This is a genomic window from uncultured Granulicatella sp., assembly GCF_963545075.1.
Classification (GTDB): Bacteria; Bacillota; Bacilli; order Lactobacillales; family Aerococcaceae; genus Granulicatella.
In genome coordinates this window covers 1-2,641 of the sequence record NZ_CAUUHX010000080.1, presented here as the reverse complement: position 1 = coordinate 2,641, position 2,641 = coordinate 1, and the positions used below count along the sequence as shown (strand labels likewise).

The 2,641-nt window shown below is 31.2% G+C and carries 4 protein-coding genes and 1 pseudogene; 3 read left to right on the top strand and 2 right to left on the bottom strand.

What is annotated here, in order from left to right; all coding sequences use genetic code 11:
- From RWZ86_RS08220 to rplS, 3 genes and pseudogenes are all read left to right on the top strand, one after another.
- Nucleotides 1-327 (top strand): annotated as a pseudogene (locus RWZ86_RS08220) (tRNA (guanosine(37)-N1)-methyltransferase TrmD); the annotation flags it as partial.
- Nucleotides 305-643 (top strand): metalloregulator ArsR/SmtB family transcription factor, encoded by a 339-nt coding sequence (locus tag RWZ86_RS08215; protein ID WP_314681347.1) that lies wholly within the window; start codon nt 305-307, stop codon nt 641-643. The pseudogene RWZ86_RS08220 and the gene RWZ86_RS08215, both read left to right, overlap by 23 nt.
- 134 nt (nt 644-777) lie before the next feature.
- The gene (rplS, locus tag RWZ86_RS08210; RefSeq protein ID WP_314354351.1) at nt 778-1,125 is read left to right on the top strand and encodes a 50S ribosomal protein L19; all 348 of its coding nucleotides are present in this window, start codon (nt 778-780) and stop codon (nt 1,123-1,125) included.
- Between the two features lie 49 nt (nt 1,126-1,174).
- On the opposite strand, the gene RWZ86_RS08205 is transcribed toward rplS, so the two are convergent.
- Nucleotides 1,175-1,438: an NINE protein gene (locus RWZ86_RS08205; protein ID WP_314681343.1), complete on the bottom strand. Its 264-nt coding sequence runs from the start codon at nt 1,436-1,438 to the stop codon at nt 1,175-1,177.
- A gap of 116 nt (nt 1,439-1,554) precedes the next feature.
- Complete coding sequence (locus tag RWZ86_RS08200) at nt 1,555-2,379, bottom strand: hypothetical protein (protein ID WP_314681341.1); 825 nt, start codon at nt 2,377-2,379, stop codon at nt 1,555-1,557.
- Nucleotides 2,380-2,641: the final 262 nt, after the last annotated feature.

Sequence of the window (2,641 nt, the reverse complement as noted above, 5' to 3'; positions counted from 1 at the left end):
GTGATGATTGATGCCACTGTTCGATTAATTCCAGATGTTTTAGGAAATTACGAATCAGCAATTGGAGATTCCCATTCAATGGGATTATTAGAGCGTCCGCAATATACTCGACCTAGAGAATATGAAGGAATGGAAGTTCCTGAAGTATTATTTAGTGGAAATCATGCCAAAATCGCAACTTGGCAGAAAAAAGAATCTTTAAGAAGAACGTATCAAAGAAGACTCGATTTATTAGATAGTTATTCATTAGATAAAGAAGAAGAAAAGTTACTACAAGAAATTATTCAAGAAGAGAGTATGAATCATGAGTCAGAAACAATCGAATAATGATCCAGCACAAATAGTTCAAGAACAAGATTTATTGTTAAAGATGAGCCGATTATTTAAAGTTTTTGGGGATGTCACTCGGTTAAAAATTATTACTTTATTGTATGAGAAGAATGAAATGACCTTGGAAGAAATTGTTACTTGTTTGAATATGGAACAATCTGCAATTTCTCATCAACTACGAAATTTAAAAGCGAATCATATTGTTAAATCAAGAAAAGTTGGAAAATATGTTTGGTATTCTTTAGAGGATTCCCATGTACTTTCCTTATTTGAAATGGCTTTAGAACACTCAAAAGAAAATTTTAAAAAGTAAAGTGAAAATACTTTACAACTAATCATATCTATGATAAACTCTCAAAAGTGGGTAGGAGACTATCCATATAAAACGATATTCCGCTGGTTGGACATTCGGCCAAACCATGAATGTTTGTTGGAAGGAGAAAAAACATGAGCAAATTAATCGATAGCTTAACACAAGAACAATTACGTTCTGATATTCCTGCATTCCGTCCTGGTGACACTGTACGTGTTCACGCTAAGGTAGTTGAAGGAACTCGTGAGCGTATCCAAATCTTCGAAGGTGTTGTTATTAAACGTCGTGGTGCTGGCATCAGCGAAACTTATACAGTACGTAAAGTTTCTAACGGTGTTGGTGTTGAACGTACTTTCCCAGTACACACTCCACGTGTAGCACAAATCGAAGTAGTTCGTTACGGTAAAGTTCGTCGTGCTAAATTATATTACTTACGTAACTTACGTGGTAAAGCAGCACGTATCCAAGAACGTCGTCGTTAATAGAAAGACAAAACCCCTTGAATTTTCAAGGGGTTTCTTTTTATAGATTTTAATAATATGGAATAAAAATATCTCCATATTCATTTGTTGGTTTGAAAAGTGTTGCAATAAATCTAAAGAAAGTAATAATTGCAGGAATAAATGTCCATGAAAATAGGATTGAAAGAATTCCTTTTAAATTTTTTCCTTCATAGAAATAATGAATTCCAAAACTTCCTAAAAAGAACATCAATACTAATAAAATTACTTTATTAACATATCGACCGGGAATATATCCTCGATTGTTATTGGTATCATAATAGTAGTTTGACATATTGAGTTCACCTCGCTTATATTTTTAGCTATCGTAACATAGAGTGACTATACAAGTAATTATTAAAATAGAAGATAAGTAAAAACCCCTTCATCTTATAAGACGAAGGGATTATTCTATAATTGATAAAAAATTCCAATTAAAATTGTTAATAATGTAGCGTACCAATAGAAGTAGGTGCCAATTCGACTAGGCTTCTCAGATTTCTTTAAAAGAAGATGATATAGAATAGGAACAATTCCACTGATTCCAATGAAAATTAAAGCAAATACTGAAAAGTGAGATCCTACAAAATAAAAACTAATAGGATAAGCAATAAGCCAACATAAGTTAAATGCAAATGATAAGAATAGGCTCCAAATAGGAAATTCTAACTTTTCAGAATGATAACGCTCAATTGCTTTTTGTTTAAATTGAATAATACTTATTCCAAAAATTGCATAGCATAAAAATACTTGGAAAATACTGTTTGGAATTTGTTGTGTAATCATATAGTACATTAAAAAATTACCTACTGTAAATTTGGCTAAACTATTTAAAAGTACATGATATACATATGCAGAATGATTTGATTGTAGATGGAAAATCCAACTATGATTTACTCCAACAATTAATGTTGCGATAATTCCAATTCTAATACCAAAAGTTTGTACAAAATAGACAATTGGTAAAAGTAATATGAAGTTCGTTAAAAGTAGTACAACGGATTGTCCACGTTTTGGAACTTTATAAAATTTTGAATACATCATTTCTTGTAAGTTAATCATAAACAAGAAAAAATATAAAACGAGTATCCCAGAAAGAGGGATAGCATTGGTTTTAATGGCTAGAAAAAAACCTAAAAATGAATAACTGACAGGAGCTAAAAATAAACTCCATAATGGATTCGTCAATTGTTTCAAATAAGATGATTCTGAATGTGCCATGGAATTTGCGGACATATCAATTACCTCGAAAATACTTTTTGATTTCATGATAGGTAAATTAATCCAGCTTGTCAAGCAGTATTTAAACGATTACATGGCATTTTCAAAAAATAAAGGTAAATTCTCAATCTAAATTCTAGTTTAGAAATCAGTTGAATTTAGTCTGAGAAAAGATTGGGAAAATAAGGGCTTTTTGTGCCAAACTAAGTTCTAGTCGACAAAAAGAGGCTGGGCATTAAGTCTTAAAAATAGAAGAAAGCACATCCCGATTTTGACG